This is a genomic window from Rothia similimucilaginosa, from assembly GCF_029850985.2.
Taxonomy (GTDB): domain Bacteria; phylum Actinomycetota; class Actinomycetes; order Actinomycetales; family Micrococcaceae; genus Rothia.
Map to the genome: position 1 here is coordinate 450,065 of NZ_CM138149.1, position 16,313 is coordinate 466,377.

General features: G+C 56.0%; 9 protein-coding genes. All 9 read left to right on the top strand.

Translation table 11 applies throughout. The features are described from left to right. Positions 1 to 251 precede the first annotated feature (251 nt). The 9 genes from QFX07_RS01935 to tuf all read left to right on the top strand — a co-directional run bounded on the left by QFX07_RS01935 (position 252) and on the right by tuf (position 16,266). A complete protein-coding gene (locus QFX07_RS01935; protein ID WP_279741299.1) occupies positions 252 to 1,748 on the top strand; it encodes an L-serine ammonia-lyase in 1,497 nt (498 codons plus the stop codon). A 256-nt stretch (positions 1,749 to 2,004) separates the two neighbouring features. Continuing rightward, positions 2,005 to 5,511 (top strand): DNA-directed RNA polymerase subunit beta, encoded by a 3,507-nt coding sequence (rpoB, locus tag QFX07_RS01940; RefSeq protein WP_279741297.1) that lies wholly within the window; start codon positions 2,005 to 2,007, stop codon positions 5,509 to 5,511. Positions 5,512 to 5,621: 110 nt separating this feature from the next. Next, positions 5,622 to 9,524, top strand: coding sequence for a DNA-directed RNA polymerase subunit beta' (locus tag QFX07_RS01945; protein ID WP_279754879.1), 3,903 nt, complete (start codon positions 5,622 to 5,624; stop codon positions 9,522 to 9,524). Between the two features lie 588 nt (positions 9,525 to 10,112). Then, positions 10,113 to 10,442, top strand: coding sequence for a neutral/alkaline non-lysosomal ceramidase N-terminal domain-containing protein (locus QFX07_RS01950; RefSeq protein WP_279741293.1), 330 nt, complete (start codon positions 10,113 to 10,115; stop codon positions 10,440 to 10,442). 121 nt (positions 10,443 to 10,563) lie between these two features. Further along, entirely contained in the window at positions 10,564 to 11,073 is a 510-nt protein-coding gene (locus tag QFX07_RS01955) for a neutral/alkaline non-lysosomal ceramidase N-terminal domain-containing protein (RefSeq protein ID WP_279754880.1), read from the top strand. 770 nt (positions 11,074 to 11,843) lie between these two features. Continuing rightward, positions 11,844 to 12,218, top strand: coding sequence for a 30S ribosomal protein S12 (gene rpsL, locus QFX07_RS01960; RefSeq protein ID WP_005504939.1), 375 nt, complete (start codon positions 11,844 to 11,846; stop codon positions 12,216 to 12,218). Then, positions 12,218 to 12,688, top strand: coding sequence for a 30S ribosomal protein S7 (gene rpsG / locus QFX07_RS01965; protein ID WP_005504941.1), 471 nt, complete (start codon positions 12,218 to 12,220; stop codon positions 12,686 to 12,688). The genes rpsL and rpsG overlap by 1 nt, the downstream gene beginning before the upstream one ends. A gap of 72 nt (positions 12,689 to 12,760) precedes the next feature. After that, complete coding sequence (gene fusA / locus QFX07_RS01970; RefSeq protein WP_279741289.1) at positions 12,761 to 14,875, top strand: elongation factor G; 2,115 nt, start codon at positions 12,761 to 12,763, stop codon at positions 14,873 to 14,875. A 200-nt stretch (positions 14,876 to 15,075) separates the two neighbouring features. Next, a complete protein-coding gene (tuf, locus tag QFX07_RS01975; RefSeq protein WP_005504946.1) occupies positions 15,076 to 16,266 on the top strand; it encodes an elongation factor Tu in 1,191 nt (396 codons plus the stop codon). The last annotated feature ends 47 nt before the right edge of the window (positions 16,267 to 16,313 follow it).

Consider the following 16,313-nt stretch of genomic DNA (forward strand, 5'->3'; position numbering starts at 1 on the left):
TAGGGGAGAGGCGTCGTGCCCTGTGTAGGCACGGCGCCTTTTATTCGATGTGCTGCGGTGCTGAGTGGTGGGGGAGTGTCGAGGTGTTCTAGGCCTTAGTTTGTGATGGTTCTGAAGTGCGTTAGGATTAGAGCGGTCAGTCAAGGGTGATTGTCCGCACGTAGAGACTGCAGATTGATGTGTGCTTCCTCTGTTGAGGTGCACGTATCTTTTGGTGCGGTGCACAGACATTTTTATTTGAAGGACAGAACATGGCTATTAACCAGAGTGCACCCAGCAGTGCCCAGAAGAAGGCAGAGGCTCTGCCGTACGACATCAGTGTTTTTGAGATGTTCAGCATTGGTGTGGGTCCTTCGAGCTCACATACCGTGGGGCCGATGCGCGCTTCGAACCGTTTTGTGGCGGAGCTGATTGATGAGGGCATGCTGGACTGTGTAACGGGCGTACATGTTGACCTGTATGGTTCGTTGGCGGCTACGGGCGCTGGTCACGGCACGATGAGCGCTGTGTTGAAGGGTTTGTGCGGTTTTGTTCCGGAGACGATTAATATCGCTGATTCTGAGGCGATGATTGAGCGTAATAGTGTGGACGGCACGTTGCCTCTGGCAGGTTACCCCTCCTCTGCTTATGGTGTGACTGCGCCTGGTGGCGAGGAGCAGAAGGTGTATGGTCCGGTGGTGAAGTACCGTGAGCTGGATATGACTCTGCGTCCGCTGACGGTTCTTCCGCGCCATACGAACGGCATGAAGATCGCGGCGTTTGCGGGTGAGCAGCTGCTGTTGGAGCGTACCTACTATTCCATTGGTGGCGGCTTCATTGTTGAGGGTGATGAGGAGGCGACCGGTGGTGCGTCGCTGATGAACCCTCCGTATCCGTTCGGTTCGGCTACTGAGCTGCTGGAGATGGCGAATGAGGCTGGGTTGTCGATTGCGCAGTTGAAAATGGCGAATGAGTGTTCTTTGCGTTCTGAGCAAGAGGTCCGCGATGGCATCTTGCATATCTACCGTGTGATGAAGGAGTGCATTGGCTCTTCTCTGGCACGTGTGGGGTATTTGCCGGGCCCGCTGAAGGTGCGTTGCCGTGCGGGTGCGTGGCATCGCGATTTGATGGTGGAGGATCCTTCGAAGTCTCCTGAGTTCGCTATTGACTGGGTGAATCTGATTGCTTTGGCGGTCAATGAGGAGAACGCTTTTGGTGGTCGTGTGGTGACCGCTCCGACGAATGGTGCTGCGGGCATTATTCCGGCGGTGTTGCATTATGCGATGAACTACACGCAGGGTATTCGACATTGCGGTCAGGCTGCTCGTGATCAGGCGGTTGTTGATTTCTTCTTGGCTTCTTCTGCTGTGGGTGTGCTGTATAAGAAGCGTGCGTCGATTTCTGGTGCTGAGGTTGGTTGCCAGGGTGAGGTGGGTAGTGCCTCCTCGATGGCTGCTGCCGGTTTGGCACAGGTGATGGGTGGTACTCCTGAGCAGGTTGAGAATGCTGCTGAGATTGCGATGGAACACAACTTGGGTCTGACCTGTGACCCGGTGGGTGGTTTGGTGCAGATCCCTTGTATTGAGCGTAATGCGATGGCGGCGTCGAATGCAGTGACGGCTGCACGTATGGCGTTGCGTGGTGATGGTACGCACCGTGTGTCGTTGGATCAGGTGATTGAGACGATGCGTCAGACCGGTTTGGATATGTCTCACCGTTACAAGGAGACGTCTATGGGCGGTTTGGCGGTGAATGTGGTGGAATGCTAGGTGCATGCCGTGGCAGGTTTGCACTCCTGATGCGGGTGTGGTAGACAGATGGGCTTTCTTCCTGTATTGTTAGTATTTACGCTTTCCCTAACCTTTGTGCCTTCATATAGCGGTGGGCACGGGCTGAAGGTGACGTTTTCCGTCCGACTCTATAGCTTCTAGCACCGTTTATATCGGGGGCTGAGGTTGTCGTGTCGCCGGTAATGTCGCCGGGAGGCTGATTGCTAACAGACATGTCTGTGGAAGGATCCCCATTTTGGTCGCTTCGAGCACCTCGAATCATGATGCCGCTAACGGTGCGGAGAACGTCTCCCGCCGAATTTCATTCGCGAAGATTAATGAACCACTGAAGGTTCCCAACCTGCTTGCTATCCAGACCGATAGCTTCGACCGCCTCGTGGGTAACGAGCGCTGGGTGGAGCGTCTGGAAAAGGCACAGGCTGCAGGTGACAATTCTGTCCCCGCTCAGTCCGGTCTGGCTGAGATTTTTGAAGAAATCTCCCCGATTCGTGACTTCCAGGAGACTATGCAGCTCTCCTTCTCTGAGCCTGAGTTTGCTGACCCCAAGTACTCTGTTGAGGAGTGCAAGGACCGCGACGCAACCTACTCGGCTCCGCTGTACATCAAGGCTGAATTCATGAACCTCGCTACTGGCGAGGTCAAGCAGCAGACCCTGTTCATGGGCGACTTCCCCCTGATGACCGAGGCTGGTACCTTCGTTATTAACGGTACTGAGCGTGTGGTCGTTTCTCAGCTGGTGCGTTCCCCCGGTGCTTACTTTGAGAAGGCTCCGGACCGTACCTCAGATAAGGACATTTACTCTGCCCGCGTGATTCCTTCCCGCGGTGCATGGTTCGAGCTTGAGATTGATAAGCGCGATCAGGTAGGCGTGCGTCTGGACCGTAAGCGTAAGCAGTCTGTGACTGTTCTGCTGAAGGCTCTGGGCTGGACCGAGTCTAAGATTCTGGCTGAGTTCGGTCAGTACGACTCCATCCGTGCAACCCTGGAGAAGGACTCCGTTAAGGACCGCGACGAGGCTCTGCTGGATATCTACCGCAAGCTGCGTCCGGGCGAACCCCCGACGGTTGAAGCGGCTCAGGGTCTGCTGGACAACATGTACTTCACCCCGCGCCGCTACGACCTGGCGAAGGTTGGTCGTTACAAGCTGAACCGTAAGCTCGGTGTGGACGTTCCCATGGATTCCCCCGAGGCTTCCGTTCTGAGCCAGGACGACATCGCTCAGATGATTCGTTACCTCTGCGCTCTGCACGCAGGTGAGACCACCATCCCCGGAGTCCGTGACGGCGAGGAAATCTCCCTCAAGATCGATATCGACGATATTGACCACTTCGGCAACCGCCGTATCCGCACCGTGGGTGAGCTTATTGAGAACCAGATCCGTACCGGTCTGTCTCGTATGGAGCGCGTGGTTCGTGAGCGCATGACCACCCAGGATGTGGACGCTATCACCCCGCAGTCCCTGGTGAACATCCGCCCCGTCGTGGCAGCTATCAAGGAGTTCTTCGGTACCTCTCAGCTGTCGCAGTTCATGGACCAGAACAACCCGCTGGCAGGTCTGACCCACAAGCGTCGTCTGTCCGCACTGGGCCCGGGCGGTCTGTCCCGTGACCGTGCAGGCATGGAAGTTCGAGACGTCCATCCCTCGCACTACGGTCGTATGTGCCCCATTGAAACTCCTGAAGGCCCGAACATTGGTCTGATTGGTTCGCTGGCAACCTACGGTCGTATCAACTCCTTCGGTTTCATTGAGACTCCCTACCGCGTGGTAACTGACGGCCGCGTGACCGACGAGGTCCGCTACCTAACCGCTGACGACGAGAAGTCCGTCGTTATCGCACAGGCAAACGCACCGCTGAACCCCGACCGCACCTTCGCTGAGAATGAGGTTCTCTGCCGTGCGGGTGACGGTTCTGGTGAAGCTGTTATGGTTGCTCCCGGCGCCGTGCAGTACATGGACGTTTCCCCGCGTCAGATGGTGTCTGTGGCTACCGCCCTGATTCCTTACCTGGAGCATGATGACGCTAACCGAGCACTGATGGGTGCTAACATGCAGCGTCAGGCTGTGCCCCTGCTGGAGTCTGAGGCTCCCGTGGTTGGTACCGGTATGGAGAAGTATGCAGCACTGGATTCCGGTGACTCTGTGCTCGCGAAGAAGCCCGGTGTGGTTTCCTCCGTTGACGCTAAGACCGTTATCGTCCGTAACGACGACGGCTCTGTCTCCACCTACCCGATTATGAAGTTCTCCCGTTCGAACCCGGGTAACTGCTACAACCAGCGCGTTGTGGTGAAGGAAGGCCAGCGCGTCGAATACCGCGACGTTATTGCTGACGGCCCCTCCACCGACGGTGGTGAGCTGGCACTGGGTAAGAACCTGCTCGTGGCATATATGCCGTGGGAAGGCCTGAACTACGAGGATGCGATCATCCTCTCCCAACGCATGGTTTCTGAGGACGTGCTGACCTCGATCCACATTGAGGAGCACGAGATTGACGCTCGCGACACCAAGCTGGGCCCCGAGGAGATTACCCGCGACATCCCGAACGTGTCCGAGGACGTTCTCTCGGCTCTGGACGAGCGCGGCATCATTCACATCGGTGCTGAAGTTGAGGCTGGCGACATCCTCGTTGGTAAGGTCACTCCTAAGGGCGAGACCGAGCTGACCCCCGAGGAGCGCCTGTTGCGCGCAATCTTCGGTGAGAAGTCTCGCGAGGTTCGTGACACCTCTCTGAAGGTCCCTCACGGCGAGTCCGGTACCGTCATTGGTATCCGCATCTTCGACCGCGAGAGCAATGATGAGGACGATCTGCCCCCGGGTGTGAACCAGCTGGTCCGTGTGTACGTGGCTCAGAAGCGTAAGATTACCGACGGCGACAAGCTTGCAGGCCGCCACGGTAACAAGGGTGTTATTTCCAAGATCCTTCCGATCGAGGATATGCCCTTCCTGGAAGACGGTACCCCCGTGGACGTTATCCTGAACCCGCTGGGTGTGCCCGGTCGTATGAACATTGGTCAGGTTCTGGAAGTCCACACCGGTTGGCTGGCTAAGCAGGGTTGGAAGATTGAAGGCGAGCCCGAGTGGCTCAAGCACATGCCGAACTTCCCGAAGGAATCCGGCCCGACCCGCCTGGCAACCCCGGTGTTTGACGGTGCCCACGAGGACGAGCTGTTTGACCTCATGGATCACTCAAACCCGAACCGCGATGGTGACCGTCTGATCAACCGCTCCGGTAAGGCACGTCTGATTGACGGCCGTTCCGGTGAGCCGTTCCCGGACCCGATTTCGGTTGGTTACCAGTACATCCTGAAGCTGCACCACCTGGTGGATGACAAGATTCACGCTCGTTCCACCGGTCCGTACTCGATGATTACCCAGCAGCCCCTGGGTGGTAAGGCGCAGTTCGGTGGTCAGCGCTTCGGTGAGATGGAAGTGTGGGCGCTGGAGGCATACGGCGCCGCATACACCCTGCAGGAAATCCTGACCGTCAAGTCCGATGACGTGGCGGGCCGTGTGAAGGTTTACGAGGCTATTGTGAAGGGCGAGAACATCCCTGAGCCGGGTATCCCCGAATCCTTCAAGGTTCTTATCAAGGAAATGCAGTCTCTGTGCCTGAACGTCGAGGTGCTCTCCACCGACGGCAAGACTATTGAGATGAGCGACTCGGAGGAAGAAGGCTTCCGGGCAGCAGAAGATATGGGCGTAAGCCTGACCCACGACGAGCCTAGCTCCGTCGACGAGGCATAAGCACCGCCTCCTTCTAGGGTGGGGAACCCCGTATGCGCTCGCGTGCGTTGTGGGGTTCCCACCCGCTAACCTAAGTCTTCAGAAACTTACAGAAAGAGATTAGGACCGATATGTCCAACGAATCTTCGCTTGGTTTGATGCGAATTGGCCTCGCCACCGCCGACGACATCCGTCGTTGGTCTTTTGGTGAGGTTAAGAAGCCCGAGACCATCAACTACCGTACCCTGAAGCCCGAAAAGGACGGTCTCTTCGACGAGCGTATCTTCGGCCCCACCAAGGACTGGGAGTGCTACTGCGGTAAGTATAAGCGCGTACGCTTCAAGGGCATTGTGTGTGAGCGCTGTGGTGTTGAGGTGACCCGCTCTAAGGTACGTCGTGAGCGTATGGGTCACATTGAGCTGGCTGCTCCTGTTACCCACATTTGGTACTTCAAGGGTGTTCCTTCCCGTCTGGGTTACCTGCTGGATCTGGCTCCGAAGGACCTGGAGAAGGTCATTTACTTCGCTGCGTACATGATCACTAAGGTTGATGAGGAAGCTCGTCACGAGGACCTGCCGATGCTGCAGGCTGCTCACGACCGCGAGAAGCAAGAGCTTGAGGCTGCTCTGAACGCTGATGTGAACGCTATTAGCCGTGAGGTTGAGGCGGAGCTGGCTCGTATTGAGGCAGAGGGCGGCAAGGCTGCTGAGAAGCGTAAGCTGCGTGATAACGCTGAGCGTCAGCTCGCGTCGGTGCGTAAGCGTTACGAGCGTGAGGCTGAGCACCTGGATCGTGTATGGGATCGCTTCAAGAACCTGAAGGTCGCTGACCTTGAGGGTGACGAGGCTCTGTACCGTTCCATGATTGATAAGTACGGCCTGTACTTTGAGGGTGCAATGGGCGCAGAGGCTATTAAGAAGCGTCTGGAGTCCTTCGACCTGGAGGCTGAGTCTGAGGCTCTGAAGGAGATCATTCAGACCGGTAAGGGTCAGAAGAAGACCCGCGCTCTGAAGCGTCTGAAGGTTGTTAACGCCTTCCTGACCACTAATAACTCCCCGCTGGGTATGGTCCTGGATGTTGTTCCGGTTATTCCGCCGGAACTGCGCCCGATGGTTCAGCTGGACGGTGGCCGCTTCGCGACTTCCGACCTGAACGACCTGTACCGTCGTGTGATTAACCGTAACAACCGTTTGAAGCGTCTGCTGGAGCTGGGTGCTCCCGAGATTATCGTGAACAACGAGAAGCGTATGCTGCAGGAAGCTGTGGACTCGCTGTTCGATAACGGTCGTCGTGGTCGCCCGGTGACCGGCCCCGGTAACCGCCCCCTGAAGTCTCTGTCTGACATGCTGAAGGGTAAGCAGGGTCGTTTCCGTCAGAACCTGCTCGGTAAGCGTGTTGATTACTCGGGTCGTTCCGTGATTGTGGTTGGTCCTCAGCTGCAGATGCACCAGTGTGGTCTGCCCAAGCAGATGGCACTGGAGCTGTTCAAGCCCTTCGTTATGAAGCGTTTGGTGGAGCTGAGCCACGCTCAGAACATTAAGAGCGCTAAGCGTATGGTTGAGCGTTTCCGCCCGCAGGTTTGGGACGTTCTGGAAGAGGTTATTGCTGAGCACCCGGTTCTGCTGAACCGTGCACCTACCCTGCACCGTCTCGGTATTCAGGCGTTTGAGCCGAAGCTGGTTGAGGGTAAGGCTATTCAGCTGCACCCGCTGGTTTGCTCCGCGTTCAACGCTGACTTCGACGGTGACCAGATGGCAGTTCACCTGCCGCTATCTCCCGAGGCTCAGGCTGAGGCTCGTATCCTCATGCTGTCCTCGAACAACATCCTGAAGCCTTCGGATGGCCGCCCTGTGGCTGTCCCTTCGCAGGATATGATCATTGGTCTGTACCACCTGACTAGCTCCCGCGATGGTCAGAAGAACGAGGGTCACGCATTCTCCTCGGTGGCTGAGGCTCTGATGGCGATGGATCGTCACGAGATTGAGCTGTACACCAAGGTGAAGATTCGCCTTGATGGTGACCAGTTCGTTGCCCCCGAGGATTGGGAAGCACCGGAGGGCTACCAGCCCGGCGATTCTGTGCTGCTGGACTGCACCGTTGGTCAGGTTCTGTTCAACCAGGCTCTGCCGAAGGATTACCCCTGGTTCTCTGGCGTGGCAGATAAGAAGGGCCTGGGTAGCCTGATTAATGATCTGGCTGAGCGTTACCCGATGGATGTTGTGGCTCGTGCGCTAGACAACCTGAAGAACTCCGGTTTCTACTGGGCTTCCCGTTCAGGCGTGACCGTGGCTGTTTCCGATATTGCTACTCCTTCTGAGAAGCCGGCAATTATGGAGCGCTACGAGAAGCAGGCTGCTGCAATTCAGGATGACTTCGAGATCGGTACCATCGATGACGAAGAGCGTCGTCAGGAATTGATCAAGGTTTGGACCGAGGCTACCGACGTGGTTGCAGAGGCTATGCGTGAGAACTTGAGCTCTCACGGTGGTCTGAACACTATTTACCGTATGGTGACCTCCGGTGCACGTGGTAACTGGATGCAGGTCCGTCAGATTGCGGGTATCCGTGGTCTGGTGTCGAACCCGAAGGGTGAGATTATGCCTCGCCCGATTAAGTCCTCGTACCGTGAAGGCCTGTCGGTTCTGGAGTACTTTATCGCAACCCACGGTGCACGTAAGGGTCTGGCTGATACCGCGCTGCGTACCGCTAACTCGGGTTACTTGACCCGTCGTTTGGTGGACGTTTCTCAGGATGTTATCGTTCGTGAGCACGACTGTGGCACCCGCCGTGGTCTGGTTCTGCCTCTGATTGATGAGGACGGCGGTCTGCACCCGGACGTCGAGACTTCGATTCACGGTCGTACCCTTGCGGTGGATGTGAAGGATGAGTCTGGTAACGTTCTGGCTGCCGCGGGTTCCGATGTCTCTGATGAGCTCATTGAGAAGCTCTTCAAGGCAGGCGTGAAGGAAGTTCGCGTCCGTTCGGTTCTGACCTGTGAGTCTGCTATTGGTGTGTGTGCACTGTGCTACGGTCGTTCGATGGCTTCGAACGTTCTGGTGGACATTGGTGAGGCTGTTGGTATTATTGCGGCTCAGTCGATTGGTGAGCCCGGTACCCAGCTGACCATGCGTACCTTCCACACCGGTGGTGTGGCTTCGGCTGATGATATTACTCAGGGTCTGCCCCGTATTCAGGAGCTGTTCGAGGCTCGTACTCCCAAGGGTGTTGCCCCGATTTCTGAGGTCTCCGGTCGCGTGACCATTGAGGATACCGAGAAGTCCTACAAGATTGTGGTGACCCCGGACGATGGTTCTGAGCCTCAGTCCTACACTGTTCTGCGTCGTGCGGCCTCTAAGCTGCAGAATGGCGACCACGTTCAGGTTGGCGATCAGCTGGCTACCGGTTCTGTTGATCCGAAGGAGGTTCTGCGTATTCGTGGTCCTCGTGAGGCTCAGAAGCACCTGGTGAGCGAGGTTCAGGGTGTGTACAAGTCGCAGGGTGTGGAAATCCACGACAAGCACGTTGAGGTTATTGTTCGCCAGATGCTGCGTCGCGTGACCGTGATTGAATCCGGTGATACCGATCTGCTGCCTGGTGAGCTGGTTGATAACATTGCTTTCCAGACTGCTAACCGTAAGGCACTGGTTGAGGGTAAGAAGCCCGCAGCTGGTCGTCCGGAAATGATGGGTATTACCAAGGCTTCGCTGGCTACCGAGTCCTGGCTGTCGGCGGCCTCCTTCCAGGAGACCACCCGCGTCCTGACTCAGGCTGCTATGGAAGCGAAGACTGACCCGCTGCTCGGCCTGAAGGAGAACGTGATTATCGGTAAGCTGGTTCCCGCCGGTACCGGTCTGGCACGTTACAACAATATTGAGGTTGAGCCCAGCGCTCAGGCTACTGCTGAGCGTATGCAGACTCTGGACACTTTCGGTGGTTACCAGAGTGCGTTCCAGATGGATAACGAGGTGTACACTTACGGCAACGGCGGCTTCATGGCTGTTTCGCTGGATGAGTACGGTCGTGGTCTGGACTAAGGCTGCTGCCGTGAGGGGCAGGTTGAGGGTTTAGACTCCCGGCCTGGTCTTCATTAGAAACGCGGATACTCGAGTTTGTCTCGGGTATCCGCGTTTTGTTTTATGAGGGGTGGAGGATTCTTTTAAGCGTGGCTATAATACTCTTTATCCTTCAATATGAGGTTGTATATTCTATGCCTAGTGGGTGAATTTATTTATAAAAATATTGAAGTGCATTATTTTTTATAATGGGAAAATTACTTGACTGCGCAAGAAATTAGGTGTCAGTCAAATATTCCCCATCTCCCTAGAAGACACACCAGGACTGCAATATATAGAATGTTGACTCGTTTTTATTTGAAGTTTATGTAGAATAAACATTCTTGATTTGAGCAATGCGAATTCAACTGGAAAGCCTTTTGGTTAGGTTATAGTCTTGAAGGCATGCATATCGCTCCAATCACTTCCGTACGGGTGATTTTCGCGGTACCCGACTGCTTTCCGGAGCATCTCAATCTCAGATGTCTGAACAGGATTCTTCTATGTCTGCAGGGGAGCGAAAGCACTCCTCTGTTTTTCGCGTTTTAAGGCGCCCACCCACTCTCTTGCTTGCATTGGTGTAGCATACCTTATTGTGGCTTCCGCAGTTCTTCTACCGGTCAGGTTGCGACCGCGGCCCCTGTTTCTCAGAGCGCTAGTGCTACCCCCTACCTGGTAGATGCGGGTGCGGCGGATGTTATCGGTGAGCCCAGTGAAGTCGGCTTCATGGGTTATGACGACTCTTTCCAGAAGGGCAGCGGTGTGCATAATCGTCAGTATGCTCGCGCTTTTCATACGGTGGATCGCGCCTCCGGTAAGCGCAACCTCATTGTTGTCCTGGACTCTCTGACTGGCTGGCAGTCGCTGCGTGATGAACTGGTCAAGAGTATCCGTGCATAGTTTGGCTTCGCATACGATGAGTCGAACATTATGATTACCGTGACTCACACCCACACGCCCCCCCGGTGGTATTACGCACCAGAGCCTGTACAACATTACGACCCTGGGCTTCCATCAGGAGGTGCTCAATGCTAATGCTGGTGATGTTTCCCCGAATACTTGGTTGAAGCCTGGTCAGGGTCCCACTAATGACCGGTTCAAGAATGTGAAGATTCAGGGTGAGAAGCAGTCTAATGCTGTGCGTTCTCAGCTCAAGAGTGCGGGTACTCCGGTGGGTAAGGGGCTGGATTTGCGTATTTCGTACTTCAATTTATCGGGTATGAACGTGGATGCCAAGTACACCGGTGGTGGCCATAATGAGCGCACCTGTCAGGGTTTCTTGAGTACTTCGTTTGGTTATGGTTCCACTGAGGATGGCGGTGGTGGCTGGGATGCCTATAGGGAAGGCTCTGGTTGCCCCTCTATGCTGGTTACTTTGGTGTTCACTCCGAGTGCAGCGCAGACGCGTTGCCAGCAGCCGAAGGGCATTCTCTTCTCTGCAAAAAATGGAACGGTCATTCAGGAAAAGTATCCAGTGCAGATTATGAGCTTCGGCGTCCCAGGTGACGGTTCACTGGAAGGTGTCGGCTAATACTCATAAGGGGTAGTACCGCATCCGCTACTACGGCAATGCCAATAAAAATTCGAAGACTATTACCCTGTTTGAGGGCCAGACTCGAGTCTTCCAGGTGGCGTAGCCCAGCAGCCGCTGTGGTGGACCTATAACTGGATACTCCCTTGCGGGAGGCGGATGTAGCTACGCGCTCGCCTCCCGCATCTGTTGATGCTGCCGAGAATCATCGAGAGGGTTCTGGGTGGTCTTCTGCTTTAACTTACTCCAAGGAGGCAAAAGAAACAGAGCGAGCCGAAGAGGCAGTGGGGGAGCAGTAAATCCCAATAATGTAATTTAAGTGAGGCACATCATCAGCTTTTGCTCTTAGGTAGGGGCTTAAAAGCAAAGAATCCCCGCTCTGGCGCTAGATTAAGTGGGATTTAACCTGTATAGTCTTATGCGAAGTACTTGAGCTCGGTGCACAAGGATCCACCCCCGGTGGGTTTACGCGGGATATTTCCCGAGGGTACGGGCATGATGAATCAATGGCAGTATGGATACCGTCCTTTGGTGTTGCTTTTTGCTGACGCCTAAATGCCATTTTTAAGCGTGCCCAAAAACTTTTTCACCTCTGAAGGTGGGGAATTTTAGCCCTGAGAACTCGCCGAGATGTCGAGGAACCTATAGAAACCAACCGGATATGCATCCGAGCGTTTCTGATAACCGAGAGCACCCATCCAACGTGATGGGGGCCAGTAAGTTTATACGGGATTTTCTAACGAGGAACCCGATCAAGCAACGGAGAAAACGTGCCTACTATTCAGCAGCTGGTCCGTAAGGGCCGGACTCCCAAGGTCGTTAAGACCAAGGCGCCCGCACTGAAGGGCAACCCCATGAAGCGTGGCGTGTGCACCCGTGTGTACACCACCACCCCGAAGAAGCCGAACTCGGCACTGCGTAAGGTCGCTCGTGTCAAGCTCAACGGCGGCGTCGAGGTTACCGCATACATTCCCGGTGAGGGTCACAACCTGCAGGAGCACTCGATTGTGCTCGTTCGCGGTGGTCGTGTGAAGGACCTCCCCGGTGTTCGCTACAAGATCGTTCGTGGCGCTCTGGATACCCAGGGTGTTAAGGGTCGCGGCCAGGCTCGCTCCCGCTACGGCGCTAAGAAGGAGAAGAAGTAATGCCTCGTAAGGGTCCCGCTCCCAAGCGTCCCCTCGTAAACGATCCTGTTTACGGTTCTGCTCTGGTCACCCAGCTGATCAACAAGGTTCTGCTGGACGGCAAGAAGTCCGTCGCAGAGCGCATCGTCTACGGTGCCCTCGAGGGCGTCGAGAAGAAGACCGGTTCTGACCCGGTCGCAACTCTGAAGAAGGCTATGGACAACATCAAGCCTTCTCTCGAGGTTCGCTCCCGCCGCGTCGGCGGTGCAACCTACCAGGTTCCGGTTGAGGTTCGCCCCGGCCGTTCCACCGCTCTGGCTCTTCGCTGGCTCGTTGGCTTCTCCAAGCAGCGCCGCGAGAAGACCATGACTGAGCGTCTGATGAACGAGATCCTGGATGCATCCAATGGTCTTGGTGCCGCTGTGAAGCGTCGCGAGGACACTCACAAGATGGCCGAGTCCAACAAGGCCTTCGCACACTACCGCTGGTAATTCTCCGTTTAGAGCCTGCCGAGTCAATTCGAGTCGGCAGGCTTTCGGAGTATCTCATTTAGGGAGAATAACGTGGCACTTGACGTGTTCACCGACCTTAACAAGGTCCGCAACATCGGTATTATGGCGCACATCGACGCCGGTAAGACCACCACCACTGAGCGCATTCTGTTCTACACCGGTATTAACCACAAGATCGGTGAGACCCACGACGGCGCTTCCACTATGGACTGGATGGCTCAGGAGCAGGAGCGAGGTATTACCATTACCTCCGCAGCAACCACCTGCTTCTGGAAGGACAACCAGATCAACATTATCGACACCCCCGGTCACGTCGACTTCACCGTTGAGGTTGAGCGCTCCCTGCGCGTCCTCGACGGCGCAGTTGCTGTGTTCGACGGCAAGGAAGGTGTTGAGCCCCAGTCTGAGACCGTTTGGCGCCAGGCTGACAAGTACGATGTCCCCCGTATCTGCTTCGTCAACAAGATGGACAAGATGGGTGCTGACTTCTACTTCACCGTTCAGACCATCATCGATCGCCTGGGCGCACGCCCGCTGGTTATTCAGCTCCCCATCGGTGCTGAGAGCGACTTCCTTGGTGTTGTCGACCTGCTCGAAATGAAGGCATACGTCTGGCCCGGCGACGCCAAGGGCGACGTGACCATGGGCTCCTCCTACGAGGTTCAGGACATTCCTGCTGACCTGGTTGAGAAGGCTGAGCAGTACCGAGCTGAGCTGGTTGAGGCTGTTGCTGAGTCCAGCGAAGAGCTCATGGAGAAGTACCTCGAAGAGGGCGAGCTGACCATCCCCGAGATTAAGTCGGGTATCCGTCAGCTGGTTATCGCCGGCGAGGCATTCCCCGTTCTCTGCGGTTCTGCATTCAAGAACCGCGGTGTTCAGCCCATGCTGGACGCTGTGATCGAGTACCTGCCCTCCCCGCTGGACGTTCCGGACGTTGTCGGCTCCAACCCCTCCAACGAGGAAGAGAAGCTGACCCGTAAGGCATCTGCTGATGAGCCCTTCGCAGCGCTGGCGTTCAAGGTTGCAGCTCACCCGTTCTACGGTCAGCTAACCTATACCCGCGTTTACTCCGGTGTTGCAGCTCAGGGCCAGCAGGTCCTGAACTCCACCAAGGGTAAGAAGGAGCGCATCGGTAAGCTCTTCCAGATGCACTCCAACAAGGAGAACCCTGTTGAAGAGATCACCGCAGGTCACATTTACGCTGCGATTGGTCTGAAGGACACCACTACTGGTGACACCCTGTGCGACCCCGCACACCCGATTGTTCTTGAGTCGATGACCTTCCCCGATCCTGTGATCTTCGTGGCTATTGAGCCCAAGACCAAGGGTGACCAGGAGAAGATGTCCACCGCTATCCAGAAGCTTTCCGCTGAGGACCCCACCTTCACCGTTTCGCTGAACGAAGAAACCGGTCAGACCGAAATTGGTGGTATGGGTGAGCTGCACCTGGACATCATCGTTGACCGTATGAAGCGTGAGTTCAAGGTTGAGGCTAACGTTGGTAAGCCTCAGGTTGCTTACCGCGAGACCATCAAGAAGGCAGTCGAGAAGGTCGACTACACCCACAAGAAGCAGACTGGCGGTTCCGGTCAGTTCGCAAAGGTGCAGGTCTCCTTCGAGCCCCTGCCCCTGGATGGCGAAGAGCTGTATCTGTTCGAGGACAAGGTCACCGGTGGCCGCGTTCCTCGCGAGTACATCCCTTCGGTCGACGCTGGTATCCAGGACGCTATGAAGTTCGGTGTCCTCGCTGGCTACCCGATGGTAGGCGTGAAGGCAACCCTGATCGATGGTGCGTACCACGACGTCGACTCCTCCGAAATGGCGTTCAAGATCGCTGGTTCGATGGTCTTCAAGGAAGGCGCTAAGCGCGCTAACCCGGTCCTGCTCGAGCCGCTGATGGACGTTGAGGTTCGTACCCCCGAGGAGTACATGGGCGACGTTATCGGCGACCTGAACTCCCGCCGTGGCCAGGTTCGTTCTATGGAGGACGCATCCGGCGTTAAGATTATCAAGGCTATTGTGCCCCTGACCGAAATGTTCGGTTACATTGGCGACCTGCGCGGCAAGACCCAGGGTCGTGCAGTGTTCTCGATGGCATTCGATAGCTATGGCGAGGTTCCCAAGAACGTCGCTGACGAGATCATTCAGAAGAGCCGCGGCGAGTAATTTCCGCGTCTTATCCGTGGGCCACGGGCTAAAAACCTGTGGCCCACACCAAAATTTTCAATTAAATCCATTATTGAGAGCATGAACAGTTTCATCTCTGCGGCGTAATCCGCTATTGTAGACGCTAGACCGTTTTATAACGGGATGCGCCGGAGCGAAGATCCGCGTGCATGTTTTCAATCGTTCTAGGAGGAACACTCTTGGCTAAGGCTAAGTTCGAGCGCTCCAAGCCTCACGTTAACGTCGGTACCATTGGTCACGTTGACCACGGTAAGACCACCCTGACCGCAGCAATCTCCAAGGTTCTGGCTGACAAGTACCCGGACCTGAACGAGAAGCGCGACTTCGGTATGATCGACTCCGCTCCCGAGGAGCGCCAGCGCGGTATTACCATTAACATTGCTCACATCGAGTACCAGACCGAGAAGCGCCACTACGCACACGTTGACGCTCCCGGCCACGCTGACTACGTCAAGAACATGATCACCGGTGCGGCTCAGATGGACGGCGCAATCCTCGTGGTTGCAGCTACCGACGGCCCCATGGCACAGACCCGCGAGCACGTTCTGCTCGCTCGCCAGGTTGGCGTCCCCACCCTGCTGGTTGCACTGAACAAGGCAGACATGGTTGACGACGAAGAGCTCCTCGACCTCGTCGAGATGGAGGTCCGTGACCTCCTCTCCTCGCAGGAGTTCGACGGCGACAATGCTCCCGTTGTTCGCGTTTCCGCACTGAAGGCTCTCGAAGGCGATCCCGAGTGGGTTGCTAAGGTCGAGGAACTCATGGACGCAGTCGACACCTACATTCCGGACCCCGTTCGTGAGAAGGACAAGCCCTTCCTCATGCCCATCGAGGACGTCTTCACCATTACCGGTCGTGGCACCGTTGTTACCGGTCGTGCAGAGCGCGGTACCCTGAAGATCAACTCCGAGGTCGAGATTGTCGGTATCCGCCCGATCCAGAAGACCACCGTTACCGGTATCGAGATGTTCCACAAGCAGCTCGACGAAGCATGGGCAGGCGAGAACTGTGGTCTGCTGCTGCGCGGTCTGAAGCGTGACGATGTTGAGCGTGGTCAGGTTGTCGTGGAGCCGGGCTCCATCACCCCCCACACCGAGTTCGAGGCAAACGTCTACATCCTCTCCAAGGATGAGGGTGGCCGTCACAACCCCTTCTACTCCAACTACCGTCCTCAGTTCTACTTCCGTACCACTGACGTGACCGGCGTTATCACCCTCCCCGAGGGCACCGAGATGGTTATGCCCGGTGACAACACCGAGATGACCGTTACCCTGATCCAGGAAATCGCAATGGAAGAGGGCCTCGGCTTCGCTATCCGTGAGGGTGGCCGCACCGTTGGTTCGGGTCGTGTTACCAAGATCATCAAGTAATTGCCGTAAATTTACGACAATTCGCTAAAGATCTGCCGGAGCGGAAA

Bases quoted from the DNA above. Each gene is read 5' to 3' on its own strand.
- QFX07_RS01945 (WP_279754879.1), top strand. From the start codon at position 5,622: ATGTCCAACGAATCTTCGCTTGGTTTGATGCGAATTGGCCTCGCCACC.
- QFX07_RS01935 (WP_279741299.1), top strand. From the start codon at position 252: ATGGCTATTAACCAGAGTGCACCCAGCAGTGCCCAGAAGAAGGCAGAG.
- rpsG (WP_005504941.1), top strand. From the start codon at position 12,218: ATGCCTCGTAAGGGTCCCGCTCCCAAGCGTCCCCTCGTAAACGATCCT.